Here is a 21178-nt window from a genome sequence, read left to right on the forward strand (position 1 = left end):
AAAGGAACCTAACTGAAATAATAATTATAAAATCAAATTAAAAAAGATTGGTAAGAAACCTGATAATCTACACGTATATCTGGTGGATAAAAATCTTTGCAATAGCTTTTTTTTGATTCCTTTTCTATAAACAGATTGCTATAAGTAAGATAGAAAGAAGCAAAAAACTGTTGTTTAGAGAAATCAAAATCATCAACCAGAACTTGTCTTAATTCGTCTTGCCCTTCTATATGATGCACTTCGTCTTTGCAACAATTTTTCTTTACATCAATTTCTTCTATTTCAACGCCACAGCTATCATCAACATTTCCTAAAAAAGAAACATCCATAAGAGCATCTCCACAATAATGCTTTTCTACCGTAAAAGAAAAGGTAGAAAACAACACTAAAAGTGCTAATAAAAAGGATGCTATTTTAGAAAAAAACGGTTTCATTGCTATTGCAAATTTACAATAAGAAAATCTAATTATCTATTACTCAATTTTTGGTAATAGAACGCGGGCAATAATATTAACAAAAATATGGGATGAATGATAAATCTTCGAATGTAAAAAGGTAATAAATATCCACTTTCAAAATTATCTCTAATTAAAAACACAAAAACTACAATAAGAATCATAAACGCTAGCATCAAGAAAAAAGCTGAGAATTTAAGGTAATCTTTCCTTTCAAATAGCACCCAAATTAAACCTAATGATATTATTGAATTTAAAATATATCTATACAACAGATTTACAGTTAAACGCCAAACATCAATATTATCAATACTTTTATATAAATAATCATTTTTAAAATACATTACTAAAGGATCATAAAACAATTTAGAAGCAACCGATCTTACCACAAATAGTAGTAAAAAAAGGATTAACACTAGCGCTATTTTAATGTATTTATTCATTTTTTTAAATTAGAAAATTTATTAACCCATATCACCCAAAGTAAAAAAACGGTACCATAAATAATGGCAGGAAAAACTAAATCATGTAAAAAACCTACTTTATGCGGATACTTATAAATCATAACTGTAAGAAATGCTATTCTTAAAACATTAACAATATAAATAAATATACTACCAAAAACGGCAAACAAAAAAGTAGCTTTAAAGGTTCCGGAAAAGGCTATAATAAATGAAATAAATAGAATAATTAAACTAATAGAATTACACCCTTCAATAACTCTCGCTGTATATTGGTTTTCTATAATTAATTTAACAGAAACTTCTTTATCATGCTGAATAGCCTGTACCTGATAACCGAAAAAAGTAAGCACTTTAACGGTTTGGTTTGCCACTGCCGTTGTTATTGATGCCGTTTGAAAAGTATCTATTTTTTGTTGAGATTTATGTAAGTATGTATTATAAATGGTTACTAACAGAAAATAAGTTACAAAAAACTTAATAAGAAAAATGATGATACTTTTATTTTTTTTCACAATAAATTTTATTTTAATTTAGCCACTTATTTATTGAACGAATATACAAAATGAATATAGATATTTTACAAAAACAAATAGACAAAATTATTTCATCTAACACAACAATAGATGAGAAATTACAAGCTATATGCGATTATTTAGAAAAAGAAATCTCTTACTATGATTGGGTTGGTTTCTATTTTAAAAATGGAGATAAAAACGAATTAAAATTAGCGCAATTTACAGGTGAGGAAACAGAACACACTATTATTCCCTTCGGTAAAGGTATTTGCGGACAAGTTGCTGTGAGTAATGAAAACTTTGTTGTACAAGATGTTTCTGCTCAAGAGAATTATATTTCTTGTGGATGGAAAGTAAAATCGGAAATTGTAATACCCATTTTTGTGAACGGCGAAAACATTGGGCAAATAGATATTGATTCTCATACAGCAAATACATTTTCCGCAAAAGACGAAGCACTTTTAGAGTATATCTGTAAAGAATTATCAAATATTCTTTAATTTTATTGATTTTTATTTAAATTATTCTTAAATTTGATGAATATAATATAATTACTACTTGTCAAATTTAAGAATAATGAGAAAACACGAATCGACTACTACATTTTCATCTAAAAATTCAATGTCTAATCATAACAGTAAAAACGATTCTATTTTAGATCATTTTATTGTTTGGTTTAGAGATTTTTTAGACAATGCTGAGTAGTCGATTGGTGTTTTTCTTGTGGTAGAAAAATTCTTTAAAAATTTGTTGTTAATTACTTGCTTGTTTTGTTACTATCTTTTATTGCCTTAGAAGTTTGCTTTCCCTAAATTTGCACGCTTAACAACACAACACTAAATGAGCACTTCAAAAACAATTAAATCCGCATTAATTTCGGTATTTCACAAAGATGGTCTAGAACCAGTTGTAAAAAAATTAAATGATCTTAATGTAACTATCTATTCTACAGGTGGTACAGAGAAATTTATTAAAGATTTAGGAATCAATGTTATTCCGGTAGACGAGGTTACTTCTTACCCATCTATACTTGGTGGTAGAGTTAAAACATTACATCCTAAAGTTTTTGGAGGAATTCTTAACAGACAAGATAACGAAAGTGATGTTGCTGAATTAGCAGAATTTAATATTCCACAAATAGATTTAGTAATCGTAGATTTATATCCGTTTGAAAAAACAGTTGCTTCTGGAGCACCAGAACAAGATATTGTTGAGAAAATTGATATTGGGGGAATCTCTTTAATAAGAGCCGCTGCAAAGAATTTTAAAGACACATTTATTGTTTCTTCTATGGACCAATATGAAGGTTTCTTAAATATTCTTAATGAGAATAATGGAGAGACAACTATTGCCGACAGAAAGAAATTTGCTGCAAAAGCCTTTAATATTTCTTCTCATTATGATACTGCTATTTTTAACTACTTTAATGAAGATGAAATAGTTTATAAAGCTAGCGAACAAAACGCAAACGTTTTACGTTATGGAGAAAACCCTCATCAAAAAGGATATTTCTTTGGAGACCTAGAAGCAATGTTTGATAAACTTCATGGTAAAGAATTAAGCTACAACAATTTATTAGATGTTGATGCTGCTGTAAATTTAATTCAAGAATTTAAAGGAGAAGCACCAACTTTTGCTATTTTAAAACACAACAATGCTTGTGGTTTTGCACAAAGAGAAACAATTAGTCAAGCTTACACAGATGCTTTAGCAGGAGATCCTGTTTCTGCTTTTGGTGGTGTATTAATTGCAAACACAGAAATAGACAAAGAAACAGCAGAGAAAATTCATACTTTATTTTGTGAGGTTGTAATTGCACCTTCTTTTTCTGATAATGCTTTAGCTATTTTAAAAGGAAAGAAAAACAGAATTATCTTAATTCAAAAAGACGCAGTGTTACCTACAACAACTGTAAGAACTTGTTTAAACGGTTCTTTAGTTCAAGATAAAGATAGTATTACAGATCAATTATCAGATTTAAAATACGCTACTAACAATAAACCTACTCAAAGCGAGTTAGATGATTTGTTATTTGCTTCTAAATTGTGTAAAAACACAAAATCTAACACTATAATACTTGTTAAAAACAAACAATTATTAGCTGGAGGAACAGGACAAACTAGTAGAGTTGATGCGTTAAACCAAGCTATTGAAAAAGCAAATTCTTTTAATTTTGATTTAAATGGATGTGTAATGGCAAGTGATGCATTTTTTCCTTTTCCAGATTGTGTAGAAATTGCAGATAATGCAGGTATAAAAAGTGTTATTCAACCTGGAGGATCAATTAAAGATCAATTAAGTATAGACTATTGTAATGAACACAATATATCTATGGTAATGACAGGAACAAGACATTTTAAACATTAATTTTTAATATGTATTTTGCACTCAGAAATTTAGTAAGTTTGTAGGGATACATCAAGAATAAAACAACAAAGATATTTTATGGGTTTTTTCGATTTTATGACGGAAGATATTGCGATTGATTTAGGAACCGCAAATACTTTAATAATTCACAACGGTAAAGTGGTTATTGATAGTCCTTCTATAGTTGCAAGAAATAGGATTACTGGAGAAATTATTGCAATTGGAAAGGAAGCCAATTTAATGCAAGGAAAAACCCATGAAAATATTAAAACAATTCGTCCTTTAAAAGACGGAGTTATTGCAGATTTTGAAGCTTCAGAACAGATGATAAAGGAATTTGTAAAGCAAATTCCATCAATTAAGAAGCGTTTATTTCCGCCTGCATTAAGAATGGTTATCTGTATTCCTTCTGGAATTACAGAAGTAGAAAAACGAGCTGTTCGTGATTCTGCAAAACACATGAATGCAAAAGAAATCTATTTAATTTATGAACCTATGGCTGCTGCTATTGGTGTTGGTATAGACATTATGGAGCCAAAAGGAAACATGATTATAGATATAGGTGGTGGTACAACAGAAATTGCTGTAATAGCACTAGGTGGTATTGTTTGTGATCAATCTGTAAAAGTTGCAGGAGATCTTTTTACAAATGATATTATGTACTATATGCGTACCCAACACAATTTACACGTTGGAGAATCTACTGCAGAAAAAATTAAAATTACCATTGGTGCAGCAACAGAAGATTTAGAAACTCCGCCAGATGAAATGTTAGTTCAAGGTAGAGATCTATTAAGTGGAAAACCAAAACAAGTGCAAGTTTCTTATAGAGAAATAGCCAAAGCATTAGACAAATCTATTTTAAGAATTGAAGATGCCGTTATGGAAACATTATCTAAAACTCCACCAGAATTAGCTGCCGATATTTATAATACAGGTATCTATTTAGCAGGAGGTGGCTCTATGCTAAGAGGTTTAGATAAACGTTTGTCTAGAAAAACAGATTTACCTGTGTATGTTGCAGAAGATCCGTTAAGAGCTGTAGTTCGTGGAACAGGTATTGCCTTAAAAGAATTAAAAAAATACAAAAATGTATTAATGAAATAGTAGTTTTTAAGTTCTAACAATGCAACAGATTATCTATTTTTTTCAGAAGTTTAAGTATTTTCTGTTTTTTTTATTGTTAGAGCTCATTGCACTAACATTCACTTTTAATAATCTTAATTTTCATAAGAGTAAATTTGTAAATTCTGCAAATAGTATTACAGGTGGTTTATACACAACTTTAGCCAACTCTACCGAGTATCTAGGACTAAAGACAGAAAATGAGTTTTTATCAATAGAGAACACAAAGCTTAAAAATCAATTAGAAAAAAACAATTTGTTTTTCTCTAAAGATTCTATAGTTATAGATTCATCAAAATACCATCAAAAGTACAATTATACTCAAGCTAAAATTATCAATAATAACTATTCCAAATCTTTTAATTTTTTAACTATTAATAAAGGTAAAAATCAAAAATTAGATAAAGAAATGGCTGTAATTAATAGCAGAGGAGTTATTGGTATTACAGAAAATGCTTCTAATAATTACACAAGAGTTCAATCTATTTTAAATAAGAATAGTAAAATTAATGCCCGCTTAAAAAATAGTAATTATTTTGGTACATTAGGTTGGAATGGTATCGACTATAAAACAGTACAACTTTCTGATATACCTAGACAAGCTCCTTTAAAAATTGGAGACACCATAGAAACCGATGGTAAATCTACAATATTCCCAGAAGGAATACCTATTGGAACTATTTCTAAAATAAACCATGGCAATACAGCAGACAACAAAGTAGATGTACTACTTTTTAACGACATGAGTAACCTTGGTTATGTTTATATCATTAAAAATTTAGATAAAGAAGAAATACGATCTTTAGAAAACTCAAGTAATGAATAAAAGTATTAATCAAATTTTATTTTTTTTATTCTTGCTGTTTTTGCAAGTTTTAGTCTTAAATCATATTATTTTTTTAGGCCATATAAACCCATACCTCTATATTTCGTTTGTATTCTTATACCCTGTTAAAGAAAAGAGGTTTACTTTTTTATTCGTTTCTTTTCTACTAGGTCTATTTGTAGATTTTTTCTCAGACTCTGGAGGAATCCATGCATTTGCTACGTTGTTTATCGCTTATATTAGACTGTTTTTTGTACGGGTTTATTTTAGAAAAATGCCGGCAGATTATCCATTCTTCACCCTAAAATCAGAATCTTTTGGTAAAGTTTTTAACTATGTAGTAACTTTAACAATAATTCACCACCTTATCTATTTTTCTTTTGCTAATTTTAGTTTTTTTAATTTATCAATGGTATTTTTAGATACATTATACGCTAGTGTATTTACATTGATTTTATTTTTTCTTGGAACTTATATTTTTACTAAAGACGAATAATGCAAAGAAGTTTTCTACTCTATTTTTTAATTACACTTATTGGTATCATTTTTATTGGAAGACTATTTCAACTTCAAGTAATTAGAGGCGATAATTATGACCCTATACATAATTCTGCAGTAAAAATTGAATATGATTACCCAGAAAGAGGATATGTCTATGATAGAAAAGGAAAACTTTTAGTAGCAAACCAACTCTCTTACGATGTTATGGTACAACCCAACCAAGTGAAACCATTAGACACTATAGAGTTTTGTAATCTATTAAAAATAGACAAAGAAGACTTTTTAAAAAGATTTCACAAAGCAAATAACTATGCACCGTATTTACCTTCTGTTTTTTTAAAACAATTAGCTAAAGAAGATTTTGCTTTTCTTCAAGAAAAATTACACAAATACACCGGTTTTTTTATTCAAAAAAGAATTATAAGAAAGTATCCAATAAACGCAGCTGCAAATGTGCTTGGTTATATTGGTGAAGTAAATGAAACTTTAGCAAAAGAAAACCCTTACTATCAACCTGGAGAATTAATCGGTAAAGACGGAATTGAAAGACAATACGAAGATTACTTAAGAGGTAATAAAGGAAAAAAACTATTACAAAGAAACAATTTAAATAGAGTTACCGGTTCTTATTTAAACGGTAAATACGATACATTACCACAAAACGGAAAAGATCTTACATTAACTATAGACATAGAACTACAACGCTATGCACAAAAATTAATGAAAGGTAAAAGAGGCGGAATAGTAGCTATAGAACCAGCTACCGGAGAAATTTTAGCTTTGGTAACAGCACCTTCTTACAACCCAAATATGTTAGTTGGTAGAAAACGGTCTTTAAACTCTACACTCCTTTTTAACGACACAATAAGTAAACCGTCATATGACAGAGGATTGTTAGCTACTTATGCCCCAGGCTCTCCTTTTAAAATGATGAATGCCTTAATTGGTCTTCAAGAAGGTGTTATTACAGAAGAGACAGGTTTTAAATGTTATCATGGTTTTAAGTACGGAAACAGAGCAGGTGCTTTTATGGGATGTCATTGCGGAATTACAGGAAGACCGGTTAAACTAAAATCTGCTATTGCTAAATCTTGTAACACTTACTTTTCTAACACTTATAAAAGGATCGTAGAAAAAGACAATAAACCTTCAGAAGGATTAGATACTTGGAAAAAACACATTAGTAGTTTCGGTTTAGGTGATTATTTAGGATATGATTTACCCGCAGGAAGTCCAGGGTTAATTCCGAGTGGAAAATATTATGATGATATCTATAAATATCATTGGAATGGCTCTACAACCATATCTAACGCAATAGGACAAGGAGAAGTATTGACAACTCCTATACAATTAGCAAATTTTACAGCTGCAATTGCCAACAAAGGTTTTTTTTACACACCGCACGTATTAAAAGAGGTGAATAAAAAAGCCATAAAGGACTCTACTTACACCATCGCAAAACATACAACCATAGATAAAAAATATTTTATTCCTGTTATTGAAGCAATGCACGAAGTTTTTAAAACAGGTACGGGAAAATACAACCAAGTAAAAGGAATTGAAATTTGCGGAAAAACAGGTACTGCAGAAAACTTTATAAGAATTGATGGACAAAAAATTCAGCTTCCAGATCATTCTATTCTCGTAGCATTTGCTCCAAAAGAAAACCCAAAAATTGCTTTAGCTATTTTTGTTGAAAACGGAGGTTATGGTTCTACAATTGCTGCTCCTATTACTAGTTTACTAATCGAAAAATATTTGACTGGTAAAATTTCTAAAGCAGACAAATACAGAGAACAACGCATGTTAGACTTAAGTTTAGAAGATATTTATGCCAAAATAAATCAAAAACCAAAAGCCATTGCGTCAGGAACGAAATAACATTTTTGCAGAAATCGATTGGATTTTAGTTTTTCTTTTCACCATACTTGTTGGTTTTGGGTGGATGAATATATATGCCGCATCAAAAACTGAAGAAAATCATCAGATATTAGATTTTTCAACAAAGTATGGAAAACAAATTCTATGGATAATTTTAAGCGTACCGCTAATTGTTATTATACTTTTTTTTAACTCGAAATTTTACGAAAAATATTCTAGCATTTTCTACATAATCTCATTGATTATATTAATTCTTCTATTCCCACTAGGTAAAGAAATAAATGGTGCAAAATCTTGGTTTAGCTTTGGAGGTATGAGTTTACAACCTTCAGAGTTTGTAAAAGCTTTTACAGCGCTGGCAGTTGCAAAACTATTGAGTGATAGGCAGTATAATTTTAGGCTAATTAAAAATCAAATAAAGGCTTTTATAATTATTTTTACCCCTGCGGTTTTAATTACTTTACAACCAGATGCTGGTTCTGCTTTAATATATTTAGCCTTCTTTTTTGTTTTAAATAGAGAAGGTTTAACACTAAACTATATCATATTTGGATCGTTATTTATCATAATTTTTATTTTAACAATTTTATTTGGATCTCTTTCTATTCTACTTTTCTTATTAATTATAATTACAATTGCTGTTTTATATGCTATTTATAGAGGAGGGCAAAGGTTTCTTAGATTCAATTGGCATAAAGTTTTAGCAATATATCTGATTACTGTTCTTTTTATATTTGGAACCGACTTTTCTTACAATAATATCTTTAAACAACACCATAGAGATCGCTTTGAAGTACTACTGGGGTTAAAAACAGACAAAACTAATATAGGTTATAATTCTTATCAATCTGAATTAACAATTAGTTCTGGAAGTTGGACTGGTAAAGGATATCTAAAAGGAGATATTACCAAAGGAGATTTTGTCCCAGAACAACACACAGATTATATTTTTAGTACTGTTGGCGAAGAATGGGGTTTTTTAGGAAGTAGTCTTGTTATTATTTTATTTATGTTGATGATGTATAGAATAGTTTACCTTGCAGAAACCCATAACAATAAATTTGGAAGAATATATGGGTATAGTGTTGCCTCTATTCTCTTTTTTCATGTTATTGTAAATATTGGGATGGTTATAGGCTTATTACCAACAGTTGGCATCCCTCTACCCTTTTTCAGCTATGGAGGTTCATCACTTTGGGGATTTACAATCTTACTATTTATCTTTATAAGGTTAGATGCTCATAAAAACTATGATTGGTAAAAAAGAGATAACAGTTCAATTAACTAACTCAGTCTATTTAGGCCCTTCTTTAACCTTGTTAGCAAACTCTTAATCAATGGCTACTTTTCTACTCTCTAAGTGATACTTAAAGAATTACAAAACATTAACATTAAAGCTTTTAAAGCACAGCTTAGAGATGCCAAAAACACAGAACTCTTCCTTTTAGATTAACAGTAGTATTGGATCAACACAAAAAGTTGTGGAGTAAATTAAAAAGCATGAACTTTACAGTCTAATAAATCTCTATTTTGGACACTTCAATTGAGCTTACAAAACTATTATTACCAGAAATTCTTGTTGACTACTTTAAACTAACGAAACACGAAGTTAAAAATGGAGAACTTCATTTTCATTTCACAGAATTAAATACAATTCCAGAAGAATTTAAAGCACTTAAATTAAGTTCTAAAGGTTTTTTTCCTGAAGCTACTATTCAAGATTTTCCAATTCGAGGTAAAAACGTTTTTCTACATGTTATTAGACGACGTTGGGTTGAGGAAAATTCTAAAAAAGTAGTTACAAGAGATTGGCAATTAGTAGCAAAAGGCACTAGAATAACTAGTGAATTTGCTGCTTTTTTTAAAGATATCAGTCAGTAATAACGCCACTATCACTAGTACTGTAGCTAATTTCTACGGAGTAAATCCCAGAAGTTTACAAAGACAGTATAAGGATTATTTAAGTGATTTTAAAGCATGGGATCAACAGAAGCACGCAACAGACTGGTTATTGTTTGCAAAGAATTTAGGGACTCACTTATCACTTGATGAAACTGCCTTTTCTTGTTTTGACCCCTATAAAACAAGAGTAATCTTTTAAATTTCGATTATTGGTTAAGCGGTTAACTTTTTCATTCTAATAAGATGTTCATCTGCATTCCATTTTTCCATTGGTGTTATACGTCCTAACAAGCCGTGAAGTCTTCTATTATTATAAAATTTCACGAAGCGTTTTAGTATTTGCTCTATTTCTCCAAAATATTGGTAGTCCCACCTATTAAAGACTTCTTTTTTCAATATTCCATGATAGGCTTCTATATGTGCATTCTCTTCTGGGGTTGCTACGTGTGTAAATTCTTGTTGCACTCCAATGAGACCTAAATATTCACGTACTTTTTTTGCTATAAACTGGCTTCCATTATCACTTCTAATGACCACGTTTTGAGGGTAGTCATAATTTTCAAACAACTCAGAAAGTAGCGCTATAACGTGATTTTGTTTAATAGTAAAAGAAAAATAGTCTTTTAATATTCTTCGAGTGTGAACGTCAATAACTGATAGTAAATAAGCATTCTTTCCTACACTTGGTATCCAAACCATCTTTATATCCATCTCCAGGCATTCTAAAGGTCTAGAAGTTTGCACCTTTCTAAACTTTACAAACTTGCGTCCAGAACCACTTCTATCTATCCTATTATCAAGTTTCAACAAGCCTTCTTCCTTCATAATTCTATACAACTTTTTATGATTGATAGTGTAACCATCTCTAGTTAAATAGCTGGTCATTAATCGATAACCACAATCTATAAACTCGTGCTTTAAAATCTCTTTTATAGACACAACTACAGCGTCTTGTAATACAAAACCTTTAGTCTTGTGGAAAGTCTCTTTAGATGGCTTATTTCCTTTTTTACCGCCACTAGGTTCTCTATAATAGCTACTCGATACAATACCAACCATCTTTATAATCTTAGCCTTAGAGATTTTATGTTTGTTATAAATAGTGTCTACTAGATCTTTCTTGGATCGGACGTCCCAAACTTTTTTTTAAAAGCTCACGTTGCACTTCAAGCTCGATTTCTCTATCACTCAGCAATTTTCGTAACACTCGATTCTCTTCTTCAGCTGCTTTAAGTTCTTTACTTTTAGTGTCATAGGTAACTTTTAAACCTGCTTCTCCTTTGTGCTCAAACTTCTTTTTCCAACTATAGAAAGTGCCAGTACTTACGCTGTATTTTCGGCAGGCCTCAACGATACCTATTTCTTCGGAAACAGATAGTATTTCTAACTTCTGTTCTAAAGTCCATTTCTTGTATTTCATATCTCAAATATATTAGTTTTGAAATTTAAAATATCACTCCGAACTTATTGGGGGCTAAAATATTTCTAACGGTGATTTATATACCATAATAACAAATAAATTAGCTAAAGGAAAGAAAGGCGCAATAGTAGCCATGATCAAAGGAACTAAAGCTGAAGTTGTCATAAAAATACTTCATAAAATTCCTTTAAAACATAGGAAGAAAGTCATGGAAGTAACCTTGGATATGGCAGGAAATATGGGGCTTATAGTCAAGAAATCCTTTCCAAACGCTGCCTTAGTAATAGATCGTTTTCATGTGCAAAAATTAGCATTAGATGCACTGCAAGAAATAAGAATTAAACATCGGTGGGAAGCGATTGATGTTGAGAATGATGCCATTGAAAACGCCAGAAGTAAATCTTTAAAATACACCCAAAAACTATTACCAAATGGAGATACACTCAAACAACTATTAGCTAGAAGCAGATATCTATTATATAAATCAAGTAGTAAATGGACTAAAAATCAATCTATAAGAGCAGAAATATTGTTTGAAAAATATCCTGATATAGAGAAAGCATACAAGTTATGTCAAAATCTATCTTGGATATTCAATAACACTACAGACAAAACATCAGCACTTATAAGACTTGCTAAATGGGATGAAAAAGTAAGACAGGCACACTTTAAAAGCTTCAACACTATAGCTAGAACGATGTCGATACATTATAAAAACATCTTAAACTATTTTGATAATCGAAGTACGAATGCATCAGCAGAATCATTCAATGCTAAAATTAAAGCCTTTAGAGCACAGTTTAGAGGCGTCAGAAATGTGGATTTTTTCTTATATAGACTTACTACTATTTTTGCGTAATTCTTAAATCCCACAACTTTTTGACTTGATCTCCCTTAACCCCGTTTGATTTATAAATAAACCTTTGTTGGTTTAATTTAAATTTAAAGCAAAAAAAACTCTGAATATAAATTCAGAGTTTTAAATTTTAAACTAATAAAATCTTACATTGCAGCAACGTGCTTTGTTAATTTTGATTTTAAATTAGCCGCTTTATTTTTATGGATAATGTTATTCTTAGCTAACTTATCTAACATAGAAATAACCTTACCTAATTTAGTTTGTGCATCTGTTTTATCTTCTGCAATACGTAAATCTCTAACAGCATTACGAGTTGTTTTATGCTGATATTTGTTACGTAACCTTTTAGCTTCGTTACTTCTAATTCTCTTTAATGCTGACTGATGATTTGCCATAATTCTTAATTTATTTAGTTTTTTATATTAAAACTTTGTAGTCCGTACGGGAATCGAACCCGTGTTACATGGATGAAAACCATGCGTCCTAACCCCTAGACGAACGGACCATAACAATTAATATATGATTTAATTGCGGGTGCAAATATACAAAGTTTTTTAATTCCTGCAAGGAAACTTAAAAAAACATAACTATTTTATTTAAAATAATTAATTAAGAGTCAAAAAACTAGTGTTTAAAAAACAGATTACCCTACCTTTAGTTAAATATTACACACCTATTCAACTCAAATTAAAAGCATTACAACAACACTCCCTTTCTCTACCTCTAGGTTTCCCCATAAAACCTTTAAACGGTGATTATAATGAATGCATTGCTAGAAATGGAATTTAAATAAAAAACCATTAGTTACCCTAATTCCTTATGTTACTAATTATAAATCTCTTGTAATGAGATACCCGTAGATTTGTCAATACGTATGCCTCATATTATAAAGACAATTATTTTAGCATTGTTTAGAATAAGTATTCAATCGTAATATAAAGAAAGCTGCCTTTGGGGATAAACTTGCATCTATTAAATAATAAAAAGATTATTTTGCCCCCTATAAATCATGAAATACAATTCCTTTAATTTCGTTTTTATTAAATCAAAATAAGTAACAAGTATTTCGGCAAACATTAAATTAGTAATGACTAAAAACATATCTAAAGATATTAAAGAAATGAATCAAAAATCTTCATTTCTTTGGATCAACACAAAAAGTTGTGGAGTAAATTAAAAAGCATGAACTTTGCTTTCTAATAAACCTCTATTTTGGATACTTCAATTGAATTAACAAAACTATTATTACCAGAAATTCTTGTTGACTACTTTAAACTAACGAAACACGAAGTTAAAAATGGAGAACTTCATTTTCATTTCACAGAATTAAATACAATTCCAGAAGAATTTAAAGCACTTAAATTAAGTTCTAAAGGTTTTTTTCCTGAAGCTACTATTCAAGATTTTCCAATTCGAGGTAAAAACGTTTTTCTACATGTTATTAGACGACGTTGGGTTGAGGAAAATTCTAAAAAAGTAGTTACAAGAGATTGGCAATTAGTAGCAAAAGGCACTAGAATAACTAGTGAATTTGCTGCTTTTTTAAAAGATATCAGTCAGTAATAACGCCACTAGCACTAGTACTGTAGCTAATTTCTACGGAGTAAATCCCAAAAGTTTACAAAGACAGTATAAGGATTATTTAAGTGATTTTAAAGCATGGGATCAACAGAAGCACGCAACAGACTGGTTATTGTTTGCAAAGAATTTAGGTACTCACTTATCACTTGATGAAACTGCCTTTTCTAACGGTGATTTATATACCATAATAACAAATAAATTAGCTAAAGGAAAGAAAGGCGCAATAGTAGCCATGATCAAAGGAACTAAAGCTGAAGTTGTCATAAAAATACTTCATAAAATTCCTTTAAAACATAGGAAGAAAGTCATGGAAGTAACCTTGGATATGGCAGGAAATATGGGGCTTATAGTCAAGAAATTCTTTCCAAACGCTGCCTTAGTAATAGATCGTTTTCATGTGCAAAAATTAGCATTAGATGCACTGCAAGAAATAAGAATTAAACATCGGTGGGAAGCGATTGATGTTGAGAATGATGCCATTGAAAACGCCAGAAGTAAATCTTTAAAATACACCCAAAAACTATTACCAAATGGAGATACACTCAAACAACTATTAGCTAGAAGCAGATATCTATTATATAAATCAAGTAGTAAATGGACTAAAAATCAATCTATAAGAGCAGAAATACTGTTTGAAAAATATCCGGATATAGAGAAAGCATACAAGTTATGTCAAAATCTATCTTGGATATTCAATAACACTACAGACAAAACATCAGCACTTATAAGACTTGCTAAATGGGATGAAAAAGTAAGGCAGGCACAGTTTAAAAGCTTCAATACAATAGCCAGAACGATGTCAATACATTATAAAAACATCTTAAACTATTTTGATAATCGAAGTACGAATGCATCAGCAGAATCATTCAATGCTAAAATTAAAGCCTTTAGAGCACAGTTTAGAGGCGTCAGAAATGTGGATTTTTTCTTATATAGACTTACTACTATTTTTGCGTAATTCTTAAATCCCACAACTTTTTGACTTGATCCTATAAAACCTTATCAATTTATTTTTTTGAAAAATTAGAACAAAAAAAAAGTCTCATCAATTAAGATAAGACTTTTTTGCTCCCTCTCAAGGACTCGAACCTTGGACCCTCTGATTAACAGTCAGATGCTCTAACCAACTGAGCTAAGAAGGAGTTTGCTTCGCATAATTGCGATTAGCGAGTGCAAATATACATCTTTTTATTACTTGTGCAAACATTTTAAAAAAAATTGAAAAAAATATTTTATTATTCATCAACACTAAGAACAGATTGCTCGTAACATTCTTTTGTAACTTATAAAACGGCTATAATTCGGATCAACACAAAAAGTTGTGGAGTAAATTAAAAAGCATGAACTTTACAGTCTAATAAATCTCTATTTTGGATACTTCAATTGAACTAACAAAACTATTATTACCAGAAATTCTTGTTGACTATTTTAAACTAACTAAGCACGAAGTTAAAAATGGAGAACTTCATTTCCATTTCACAGAATTAAATACGATTCCTGAAGAATTCAAAGCACTTAAATTAAATTCTAAAGGTTTTTTTCCTGAAGCTACTATTCAAGATTTTCCAATTCGAGGTAAAAACGTTTTTCTACATGTTATTAGACGACGTTGGGTTGAGGAAAATTCTAAAAAAGTAGTTACAAGAGATTGGCAATTAGTAGCAAAAGGCACTAGAATAACTAGTGAATTTGCTGCTTTTTTTAAAAGATATCAGTCAGTAATAACGCCACTAGCACAAGTACTGTAGCTAATTTCTACGGGGTAAATCCCAGAAGTTTACAAAGACAGTATAAGGATTATTTAAGTGATTTTAAAGCTTGGGATCAACAGAAGCACGCAACAGACTAGTTATTGTTTGCAAAGAATTTAGGGACTCACTTATCACTTGATGAAACTGCCTTTTCTAACGGTGATTTATATACCATAATAACAAATAAATTAGCTAAAGGAAAGAAAGGCGCAATAGTAGCCATGATCAAAGGAACTAAAGCTGAAGTTGTCATAAAATTCCTTTAAAACACAGGAAGAAAGTCAGGGAAGTAACCTTGGATATGGCGGGAAATATGGGGCTTATAGTCAAGAAATCCTTTCCAAACGCTGCCTTAGTAATAGATCGTTTTCACGTGCAAAAATTAGCATTAGATGCACTGCAAGAAATAAGAATTAAACATAGATGGGAAGCGATTGATGCTGAGAATGATGCCATTGAAAACACCAGAAATAAATCTTTAAAATACACCCCAAAACTATTACCTAATGGAGATACTCTCAAACAACTATTAGCTAGAAGCAGATATCTATTATATAAATCAAGTAGTAAATGGACTAAAAATCAAGCCATAAGAGCAGAAATACTGTTTGAAAAATATCCGGATATAGAGAAAGCATACAAGTTATGTCAAAATCTATCTTGGATATTCAATAACACTACAGACAAAACATCAGCACTTATAAGACTTGCTAAATGGGATGAAAAAGTAAGACAGGCACACTTTAAAAGCTTCAACACTATAGCTAGAACGATGTCGATACATTATAAAAACATCTTAAACTATTTTGATAATCGAAGTACGAATGCATCAGCAGAATCATTCAATGCTAAAATTAAAGCCTTTAGAGCACAGTTTAGAGGCGTCAGAAATGTGGATTTTTTCTTATATAGACTTACTACTATTTTTGGATCAACACAAAAAGTTGTGGAGTAAATTAAAAAGCATGAACTTTACAGTCTAATAAATCTCTATTTTGGACACTTCAATTGAATTAACAAAACTATTATTACCAGAAATTCTTGTTGACTACTTTAAACTAACGAAACACGAAGTTAAAAATGGAGAACTTCATTTCATTTCACAGAATTAAATACGATTCCTGAAGAATTCAAAGCACTTAAATTAAATTCTAAAGGTTTCTTTCCTGAAGCTACTGTTCAAGATTTCCCAATTCGAGGTAAAAACGTTTTTCTACACGTTATTAGACGACGTTGGGTTGAGGAAAATTCTAAAAAAGTGGTTACTAGAGATTGGCAATTAGTAGCAAAAGGCACTAGAATAACTAGTGAATTTGCTGCTTTTTTAAAAGATATCAGTAAGTAATAACGCCACTAGCACTAGTACTGTAGCTAATTTCTACGGAGTAAATCCCAGAAGTTTACAAAGACAGTATAAGGATTATTTAAGTGATTTTAAAGCTTGGGATCAACAGAAGCACGCAACAGACTGGTTATTGTTCACAAAGAATTTAGGTACTCACTTATCACTTGATGAAACTGCCTTTTCTAACGGTGATTTATATACCATAATAACAAATAAATTAGCTAAAGGAAAGAAAGGCGCAATAGTAGCCATGATCAAAGGAACTAAAGCTGAAGTTGTCATAAAAATACTTCATAAAATTCCTTTAAAACATAGGAAGAAAGTCATGGAAGTAACCTTGGATATGGCAGGAAATATGGGGCTTATAGTCAAGAAATCCTTTCCAAATGCTGCCTTAGTAATAGACCGTTTTCATGTGCAAAAATTAGCATTAGATGCACTGCAAGAAATAAGAATTAAACACAGATGGGAAGCGATTGATGCTGAGAATGATGCCATTGAAAACACCAGAAATAAATCTTTAAAATACACCCAAAACTATTACCTAATGGAGATACTCTCAAACAACTATTAGCTAGAAGCAGATATCTATTATATAAATCAAGTATAAATGGACTAAAAATCAAGCCATAAGAGCAGAAATACTGTTTGAAAAATATCCTGATATAGAGAAAGCATACAAGTTATGTCAAAATCTATCTTGGATATTCAATAACACTACAGACAAAACATCAGCACTTATAAGACTTGCTAAATGGGATGAAAAAGTAAGACAGGCACACTTTAAAAGCTTCAACACTATAGCTAGAACGATGTCGATACATTATAAAAACATCTTAAACTATTTTGATAATCGAAGTACGAATGCATCAGCAGAATCATTCAATGCTAAAATTAAAGCCTTTAGAGCACAGTTTAGAGGCGTCAGAAATGTGGATTTTTTCTTATATAGACTTACTACTATTTTTGCGTAATTCTTAAATCCCACAACTTTTTGACTTGATCCTATAAAACCTTATCAATTTATTTTTTTGAAAAATTAGAACAAAAAAAAAGTCTCATCAATTAAGATAAGACTTTTTTGCTCCCTCTCAAGGACTCGAACCTTGGACCCTCTGATTAACAGTCAGATGCTCTAACCAACTGAGCTAAGAAGGAGTTTGCTTCGCATAATTGCGATTAGCGAGTGCAAATATACATCTTTTTATTACTTGTGCAAACATTTTAAAAAAAATTGAAAAAAATATTTTATACAATATTTAAGAAAAAAAAATAACCTTTTATTTCAAAATTTGTATTTTTGCTAATACGTATAGCTTATTTACAAAAGCACAAACTACAATATGGACAAATTTTCGTTTTTAAACGCAGCACACACAGGCTTTATAGCTGATTTATATGATAAATATTTAATAAACCCCGATGCAGTAGAGCCAAGTTGGAGAAGCTTCTTTCAAGGTTATGATTTAGCAAATGAAAATTATTCTTTAAAAGAAGAAAATGTTTCCTCTGAAATACCTCATGAAGTTCGTAAAGAATTTTTTGTTTTAGATTTAATCAATGGATACAGAACACGTGGCCATTTATTTACCAAGACAAACCCTGTAAGAGATAGAAGACAATACGAGCCTACTTTAGATATTGATAATTTTGGTTTATCTGAAAATGATTTAAATACCGAATTTTCGGCAGGTGAAGTATTAGGCTTAGGTAAAACTACACTTACAAATATCATAAAAAACTTACAACGTATCTATTGTGAATCTATTGGTGTAGAATACATGTACATGCGTAATCCTAAGAAATTAAAGTGGTGGCATGATCGTTTTAATAAAAACGACAACCATGCAAATTACTCTATAGAAGCAAAAAAATATATTTTAGGAAAACTAAATCAGGCAGTTACTTTTGAAAGTTTTTTACAAACTAAATATGTAGGTCAAAAACGTTTCTCTTTAGAAGGAGGAGAAACTTTAATTCCGGGTATAAGTGTTATATTAAGAGATGCCGCAGAAATATACGGAGTTAAAGAATGTGTTTTAGGGATGGCACATAGAGGTCGTTTAAACACCTTAGTAAACATCTTTAAGAAACCTGTTAGAGATTTATTTAGTGAATTTGAAGGGAAAGATTTTGAAGATGAAGATATTGATGGTGATGTAAAATACCATTTAGGTTTAACACTAAGTAAAACCTATAGAGATGGTAACGAAATTAAAATGAATTTAGTTCCTAATCCATCTCATTTAGAAACGGTTGCAGCAGTTGCTGAAGGAATAACTAGAGCTAAGATTGATAGAAAATACAATGGAGACTCTAGTAAAATTTTACCAATAATTATTCATGGAGATGCAGCTATTGCTGGTCAGGGTATTGCTTATGAGGTAACTCAAATGGCAAAATTAAATGGATATAAGACTGGAGGAACCATACATATTGTTGTAAATAACCAAATTGGTTTTACTACCAATTACTTAGACGCTCGTTCTAGTACATACTGTACTGATGTAGCAAAAGTAACCTTATCGCCTGTTTTACACGTTAATGCAGATGATACAGAAGCTGTTTGTCACGCAATGGAAATGGCCTTAGAGTTTAGAATGAAGTTTAAACAAGATATTTTTATCGATTTATTAGGCTACAGAAAATATGGTCATAATGAAGGTGATGAACCTCGTTTTACACAACCAACATTATACAAAGCAATTTCTAAACATAAAAGTCCGAAAGATATTTATGCAGAACAATTGCTTGCAGAAGGTTCTATAAATAACTCTTATTTAAATGAGATTACTACAGAATTCAAACAAATGCTTGAAAGAGAATTTGATGAAGCAAAAAAAGTAGAAAAATCTATTGTTAGAGAATTTATGCAATCTACTTGGGAAGGATATGAGCGTGAAGATTTAGACGCCATGTTGCTTACCAACAACACAAAATATGATGAGGATAAATTAAAAAATATTGCAAAAGTTGTTTCTACAGTTCCTCAGAATGTAAAATTTGTTAGAAAAGCAGAACGTATTTTAGCAGGAAGAGCTAAAATGGTTTTTGAAACCAATAATTTAGATTGGGGAATGGCAGAAACTCTTGCCTACGGAAGTTTGATGGAAGAAGGATATAATATTCGTATTTCTGGACAAGATGTAGAAAGAGGAACGTTTTCTCACAGACACGCTATTTTACGTGATGAAATTACAGAAGAACGTATTAACTTACTAAACACAAACCCACATAATAAGGGACAAATGACGATTTACAACTCGTTATTGTCTGAGTATGGTGTATTAGGTTTTGATTATGGTTATGCCATGGCAAACCCAAACACCTTAACTATTTGGGAAGCTCAGTTTGGAGATTTTTCTAACGGAGCTCAAATAATGTTCGACCAATATATTTCTGCTGCAGAAGATAAATGGAAATTACAAAACGGAATTGTTGTCTTATTACCTCATGGTTATGAAGGGCAAGGTTCTGAGCATTCATCTGCAAGAATAGAACGTTACTTACAATTATGTGCCATAGATAATATGACGGTTGCAAATTGTACAACACCTTCTAACTTTTATCATTTGTTACGTAGGCAAATGAAACGTACGTATAGAAAACCATTAATTGTATTTACTCCTAAGAGTTTATTACGTCACCCGAAAGCCGTAAATACAATTCAAGATTTAGCTACTAGCGATTTTCAAGAAGTTATAGATGATACACTAGCACCTAAAAAAGTAAAGAAAATAGTTTTCTGTATGGGTAAATTCTATTATGATTTATTGGAAGAAAGAGAAATATTAGAAAGAGATGATATTGCTTTAGTAAGAATAGAGCAATTATTTCCACTACATTTAGAAAAGATTCAAAAAGTAATAGATAGATACCCTAATGTAGAAGAATATATATGGGCACAAGAAGAGCCAAGAAATATGGGCGCTTGGAGTTATATGTTAGAGCGTTTTGAGTTGGTTAAACTAACGGTTCGTTCTCGTAAATACTACGCAGTACCTGCAGCTGGTTCTAGTACAAGATTTAAAAAACGTCATAAAGCGGTTATCGATAGCGTTTTTAACAACGAGTAAGCGCGTTAAGGATTGAAACGACATCCTTTTTATTTGACTGTAAGGAAAATAAAAAGATATAGTGGAAAGCCTGTTAAAACGCCCAAGTAATAAAAGAAAAATTAAAATTA

General features: G+C 30.7%; 25 protein-coding genes and 3 tRNA genes. 19 read left to right on the forward strand and 9 right to left on the reverse strand.

Going from position 1 to position 21178, the window contains the following annotated elements; all coding sequences use genetic code 11:
• Nucleotides 1–32: 32 nt before the first annotated feature.
• From GQR92_RS09050 to xrtF, 3 genes are read right to left on the reverse strand one after another with little or no spacing between them, the layout of a single operon-like run.
• A complete protein-coding gene (locus GQR92_RS09050) occupies nucleotides 33–434 on the reverse strand; it encodes an HYC_CC_PP family protein (protein ID WP_158838909.1) in 402 nt (133 codons plus the stop codon).
• 32 nt (nucleotides 435–466) lie between these two features.
• Nucleotides 467–898, reverse strand: a complete 432-nt coding sequence (locus GQR92_RS09055; protein ID WP_158838911.1) for an exosortase F system-associated membrane protein — start codon at nucleotides 896–898, stop codon at nucleotides 467–469.
• Complete coding sequence (gene xrtF, locus GQR92_RS09060) at nucleotides 895–1431, reverse strand: exosortase family protein XrtF (protein WP_158838913.1); 537 nt, start codon at nucleotides 1429–1431, stop codon at nucleotides 895–897. Before xrtF ends, GQR92_RS09055 begins: the two co-directional genes overlap by 4 nt.
• A 50-nt stretch (nucleotides 1432–1481) precedes the next feature.
• Between xrtF and GQR92_RS09065 the strand changes: the two genes are divergently transcribed.
• The 9 genes from GQR92_RS09065 (at nucleotide 1482) to GQR92_RS09100 (ending at nucleotide 10015) form a co-directional block, all read left to right on the forward strand.
• Entirely contained in the window at nucleotides 1482–1934 is a 453-nt protein-coding gene (locus tag GQR92_RS09065; protein WP_199269119.1) for a GAF domain-containing protein, read from the forward strand.
• A 76-nt stretch (nucleotides 1935–2010) separates the two neighbouring features.
• Entirely contained in the window at nucleotides 2011–2139 is a 129-nt protein-coding gene (locus GQR92_RS18130) for a hypothetical protein (protein ID WP_302849579.1), read from the forward strand.
• 135 nt (nucleotides 2140–2274) lie between these two features.
• Entirely contained in the window at nucleotides 2275–3801 is a 1527-nt protein-coding gene (purH, locus tag GQR92_RS09070; RefSeq protein WP_158838915.1) for a bifunctional phosphoribosylaminoimidazolecarboxamide formyltransferase/IMP cyclohydrolase, read from the forward strand.
• A 78-nt stretch (nucleotides 3802–3879) separates the two neighbouring features.
• Nucleotides 3880–4908 carry a rod shape-determining protein gene (locus GQR92_RS09075; protein ID WP_068449442.1) on the forward strand — a complete coding sequence of 343 codons (1029 nt, stop codon included), beginning with the start codon at nucleotides 3880–3882 and terminating at the stop codon, nucleotides 4906–4908.
• A 19-nt stretch (nucleotides 4909–4927) separates the two neighbouring features.
• Nucleotides 4928–5752: a rod shape-determining protein MreC gene (gene mreC / locus GQR92_RS09080; RefSeq protein ID WP_158838917.1), complete on the forward strand. Its 825-nt coding sequence runs from the start codon at nucleotides 4928–4930 to the stop codon at nucleotides 5750–5752.
• A complete protein-coding gene (gene mreD, locus GQR92_RS09085) occupies nucleotides 5745–6248 on the forward strand; it encodes a rod shape-determining protein MreD (protein ID WP_158838919.1) in 504 nt (167 codons plus the stop codon). The genes mreC and mreD overlap by 8 nt, the downstream gene beginning before the upstream one ends.
• On the forward strand, nucleotides 6248–8134 hold the full coding sequence (mrdA, locus tag GQR92_RS09090) for a penicillin-binding protein 2 (RefSeq protein WP_158838921.1): 1887 nt from the start codon (nucleotides 6248–6250) through the stop codon (nucleotides 8132–8134). The genes mreD and mrdA overlap by 1 nt, the downstream gene beginning before the upstream one ends.
• On the forward strand, nucleotides 8115–9395 hold the full coding sequence (gene rodA, locus GQR92_RS09095) for a rod shape-determining protein RodA (protein ID WP_158838923.1): 1281 nt from the start codon (nucleotides 8115–8117) through the stop codon (nucleotides 9393–9395). Before mrdA ends, rodA begins: the two co-directional genes overlap by 20 nt.
• Before the next feature lie 269 nt (nucleotides 9396–9664).
• Nucleotides 9665–10015 carry an ISAon1 family transposase N-terminal region protein gene (locus GQR92_RS09100; RefSeq protein ID WP_158838925.1) on the forward strand — a complete coding sequence of 117 codons (351 nt, stop codon included), beginning with the start codon at nucleotides 9665–9667 and terminating at the stop codon, nucleotides 10013–10015.
• Nucleotides 10016–10249: 234 nt separating this feature from the next.
• Here the strand turns inward: GQR92_RS09100 and GQR92_RS09105 are convergent, their stop codons facing one another.
• Both GQR92_RS09105 and GQR92_RS09110 read right to left on the reverse strand, forming a co-directional pair.
• Complete coding sequence (locus tag GQR92_RS09105; RefSeq protein WP_233269810.1) at nucleotides 10250–11095, reverse strand: IS3 family transposase; 846 nt, start codon at nucleotides 11093–11095, stop codon at nucleotides 10250–10252.
• 34 nt (nucleotides 11096–11129) lie between these two features.
• A complete protein-coding gene (locus GQR92_RS09110; RefSeq protein WP_233269814.1) occupies nucleotides 11130–11456 on the reverse strand; it encodes a transposase in 327 nt (108 codons plus the stop codon).
• A 61-nt stretch (nucleotides 11457–11517) separates the two neighbouring features.
• Between GQR92_RS09110 and GQR92_RS09115 the strand changes: the two genes are divergently transcribed.
• A complete protein-coding gene (locus tag GQR92_RS09115) occupies nucleotides 11518–12315 on the forward strand; it encodes an ISAon1 family transposase (protein ID WP_158842075.1) in 798 nt (265 codons plus the stop codon).
• A gap of 143 nt (nucleotides 12316–12458) precedes the next feature.
• On the opposite strand, the gene rpsT is transcribed toward GQR92_RS09115, so the two are convergent.
• Complete coding sequence (gene rpsT, locus GQR92_RS09120; RefSeq protein ID WP_158838927.1) at nucleotides 12459–12710, reverse strand: 30S ribosomal protein S20; 252 nt, start codon at nucleotides 12708–12710, stop codon at nucleotides 12459–12461.
• A 38-nt stretch (nucleotides 12711–12748) separates the two neighbouring features.
• Nucleotides 12749–12820: transfer RNA gene (locus GQR92_RS09125), tRNA-Glu, on the reverse strand.
• Nucleotides 12821–13527: 707 nt separating this feature from the next.
• Here GQR92_RS09125 and GQR92_RS09130 point away from each other — a divergent pair.
• Complete coding sequence (locus GQR92_RS09130) at nucleotides 13528–13878, forward strand: ISAon1 family transposase N-terminal region protein (protein ID WP_158838929.1); 351 nt, start codon at nucleotides 13528–13530, stop codon at nucleotides 13876–13878.
• On the forward strand, nucleotides 13865–14854 hold the full coding sequence (locus tag GQR92_RS09135; RefSeq protein WP_158842077.1) for an ISAon1 family transposase: 990 nt from the start codon (nucleotides 13865–13867) through the stop codon (nucleotides 14852–14854). The genes GQR92_RS09130 and GQR92_RS09135 overlap by 14 nt, the downstream gene beginning before the upstream one ends.
• Before the next feature lie 110 nt (nucleotides 14855–14964).
• Here GQR92_RS09135 and GQR92_RS09140 read toward each other — a convergent pair.
• Nucleotides 14965–15038, reverse strand: a tRNA-Asn gene (locus tag GQR92_RS09140).
• A 228-nt stretch (nucleotides 15039–15266) separates the two neighbouring features.
• On the opposite strand from GQR92_RS09140, the gene GQR92_RS09145 reads away from it, so the two are divergent.
• The 6 genes from GQR92_RS09145 (at nucleotide 15267) to GQR92_RS18080 (ending at nucleotide 17966) form a co-directional block, all read left to right on the forward strand.
• Entirely contained in the window at nucleotides 15267–15644 is a 378-nt protein-coding gene (locus GQR92_RS09145) for an ISAon1 family transposase N-terminal region protein (RefSeq protein WP_158838034.1), read from the forward strand.
• 104 nt (nucleotides 15645–15748) lie between these two features.
• Complete coding sequence (locus GQR92_RS18165; RefSeq protein ID WP_233269879.1) at nucleotides 15749–15913, forward strand: hypothetical protein; 165 nt, start codon at nucleotides 15749–15751, stop codon at nucleotides 15911–15913.
• 35 nt (nucleotides 15914–15948) lie between these two features.
• Nucleotides 15949–16602, forward strand: a complete 654-nt coding sequence (locus tag GQR92_RS09150; RefSeq protein WP_368074156.1) for an ISAon1 family transposase — start codon at nucleotides 15949–15951, stop codon at nucleotides 16600–16602.
• A 162-nt stretch (nucleotides 16603–16764) separates the two neighbouring features.
• Complete coding sequence (locus GQR92_RS18240) at nucleotides 16765–16992, forward strand: ISAon1 family transposase N-terminal region protein (protein ID WP_441339143.1); 228 nt, start codon at nucleotides 16765–16767, stop codon at nucleotides 16990–16992.
• On the forward strand, nucleotides 16979–17566 hold the full coding sequence (locus tag GQR92_RS18075) for an ISAon1 family transposase (RefSeq protein WP_441339144.1): 588 nt from the start codon (nucleotides 16979–16981) through the stop codon (nucleotides 17564–17566). The genes GQR92_RS18240 and GQR92_RS18075 overlap by 14 nt, the downstream gene beginning before the upstream one ends.
• Nucleotides 17567–17657: 91 nt before the next feature.
• Nucleotides 17658–17966, forward strand: coding sequence for a transposase (locus tag GQR92_RS18080; RefSeq protein WP_254712457.1), 309 nt, complete (start codon nucleotides 17658–17660; stop codon nucleotides 17964–17966).
• A 110-nt stretch (nucleotides 17967–18076) separates the two neighbouring features.
• Here GQR92_RS18080 and GQR92_RS09165 read toward each other — a convergent pair.
• Nucleotides 18077–18150 (reverse strand) — tRNA-Asn (locus tag GQR92_RS09165).
• A 185-nt stretch (nucleotides 18151–18335) separates the two neighbouring features.
• Between GQR92_RS09165 and GQR92_RS09170 the strand changes: the two genes are divergently transcribed.
• Complete coding sequence (locus GQR92_RS09170; protein WP_158838932.1) at nucleotides 18336–21068, forward strand: 2-oxoglutarate dehydrogenase E1 component; 2733 nt, start codon at nucleotides 18336–18338, stop codon at nucleotides 21066–21068.
• The last annotated feature ends 110 nt before the right edge of the window (nucleotides 21069–21178 follow it).

It is taken from the genome of Polaribacter sp. L3A8 (assembly GCF_009796785.1).
In the GTDB taxonomy this organism is placed as follows: domain Bacteria; phylum Bacteroidota; class Bacteroidia; order Flavobacteriales; family Flavobacteriaceae; genus Polaribacter.

Bases quoted from the DNA above. Each gene is read 5' to 3' on its own strand.
- GQR92_RS09105 (WP_233269810.1), bottom strand. From the start codon at position 11,095: ATGGTTGGTATTGTATCGAGTAGCTATTATAGAGAACCTAGTGGCGGT.
- GQR92_RS18130 (WP_302849579.1), top strand. From the start codon at position 2,011: ATGAGAAAACACGAATCGACTACTACATTTTCATCTAAAAATTCAATG.
- GQR92_RS09055 (WP_158838911.1), bottom strand. From the start codon at position 898: ATGAATAAATACATTAAAATAGCGCTAGTGTTAATCCTTTTTTTACTA.
- GQR92_RS09075 (WP_068449442.1), top strand. From the start codon at position 3,880: ATGGGTTTTTTCGATTTTATGACGGAAGATATTGCGATTGATTTAGGA.
- mrdA (WP_158838921.1), top strand. From the start codon at position 6,248: ATGCAAAGAAGTTTTCTACTCTATTTTTTAATTACACTTATTGGTATC.
- rpsT (WP_158838927.1), bottom strand. From the start codon at position 12,710: ATGGCAAATCATCAGTCAGCATTAAAGAGAATTAGAAGTAACGAAGCT.
- mreC (WP_158838917.1), top strand. From the start codon at position 4,928: ATGCAACAGATTATCTATTTTTTTCAGAAGTTTAAGTATTTTCTGTTT.
- mreD (WP_158838919.1), top strand. From the start codon at position 5,745: ATGAATAAAAGTATTAATCAAATTTTATTTTTTTTATTCTTGCTGTTT.
- GQR92_RS09150 (WP_368074156.1), top strand. From the start codon at position 15,949: ATGGCGGGAAATATGGGGCTTATAGTCAAGAAATCCTTTCCAAACGCT.
- GQR92_RS09065 (WP_199269119.1), top strand. From the start codon at position 1,482: ATGAATATAGATATTTTACAAAAACAAATAGACAAAATTATTTCATCT.
- GQR92_RS09050 (WP_158838909.1), bottom strand. From the start codon at position 434: ATGAAACCGTTTTTTTCTAAAATAGCATCCTTTTTATTAGCACTTTTA.
- GQR92_RS09170 (WP_158838932.1), top strand. From the start codon at position 18,336: ATGGACAAATTTTCGTTTTTAAACGCAGCACACACAGGCTTTATAGCT.
- GQR92_RS09110 (WP_233269814.1), bottom strand. From the start codon at position 11,456: ATGAAATACAAGAAATGGACTTTAGAACAGAAGTTAGAAATACTATCT.
- purH (WP_158838915.1), top strand. From the start codon at position 2,275: ATGAGCACTTCAAAAACAATTAAATCCGCATTAATTTCGGTATTTCAC.